We start from the raw sequence: 1,308 nt of genomic DNA on the forward strand, positions 1-1,308 counted from the left end.
TTTTAATTAAAGTTGAACCCTTTTTTCAAATATAGTTAAGAACTGATTGAGGATTAATCCCCAGTTTTGGATTGGCATCGACCATTTTTTGGTTGCTTCCCTCAAAGCCAAATATACGGATTTTAAAACAGCTTCATCGGTTGGGAATGATAATTTGTTTTTGGTATATTTTCTAATTTTTCCATTGAGATTTTCGATTAGATTAGTGGTGTAAATAATTTTTCTAATTTCAATTGGAAAGTCAAAAAACACGGTAAGTTCCTCCCAATTATCTTCCCAGGATTTTACAGCATAAGGATATTTGTGATTCCATTTACTAGCAAAATCTTCTAAAGCTCCTTTTGCCGCTTGTTTTGTTGGAGCATCATAAATTTGTTTCATGTCCTTGGAAAATTCTTTTTTGTCCTTCCAGACCACATAACGAGCAGAATTTCGAATTTGATGCACTACACATATTTGTGTCCCGATAGCTATCGGGAGTGATTCAGGGAAAACATTTTTAATGGTTTGAGTAAAGCCATTTAGATTATCAGTAGCAGTAATGAGTATGTCTTCCACGCCTCTTGCTTTTAAATCAGTAAGCACACCTAACCAAAAACTAGCACTCTCATTCTTTCCTAACCACATCCCTAAAACCTCCTTTTTACCGTCTCTATTGAGTCCAACAGCAAGATAAATAGTTTTATTAATAACCTTTGAATTCTCACGTACTTTAAAGACAATTCCATCCATCCAGACGATTAAATATACAGGATCTAAAGGACGATTTTGCCATGCAATAATATCATTAGCTACTGACTCTGTAATTCTGGATATGGTAGAAGTGGAAACATCAAAATTATAAACTTCACGAATCTGTTCTTCAATATCACTAACACTCATACCTTTTGCATAAAGTGAAATAATTACATTCTCTAAACCATCAACCATACTTTGACGTTTAGGGATAATCATAGGATTGAAAGAAGCTTCTCTATCCCTTGGAACCTGAATCTCTGATTCTCCAAATGATGTCTTTATTCTTTTATTAGAAAAGCCATTTCTGGAGTTGGTTGAACTTGATTTTTCATGTTTCTCATAACCTAAATGAGAATCCATTTCTCCTTTAAGAATAGCTTCTAAGCCTCTCTTTTGTAGTTGAGCAAGAAAACCATTAAGATCTTCTCCTGTTTTGAATTGTTTTAAAAATTCGTCTGATAATAAATCTTCTTTTTTCATAAGACTGTGTAATATTTAAATTTAAACAAAAAAATAATGAGGTCGTAAAACCCCATTATTTTTTAATTACACAGTTTATGTTATAGTACC

General features: G+C 32.6%; 1 protein-coding gene. It reads right to left on the reverse strand.

What is annotated here, in order from left to right:
- Positions 1-6: 6 nt before the first annotated feature.
- Entirely contained in the window at positions 7-1,218 is a 1,212-nt protein-coding gene (locus tag AAEO59_RS16335) for an IS256 family transposase (RefSeq protein WP_341701812.1), read from the reverse strand.
- Between the last annotated feature and the right edge of the window lie 90 nt (positions 1,219-1,308).

This window comes from Flavobacterium flavipallidum (assembly GCF_038289905.1).
Classification (GTDB): domain Bacteria; phylum Bacteroidota; class Bacteroidia; order Flavobacteriales; family Flavobacteriaceae; genus Flavobacterium; species Flavobacterium flavipallidum.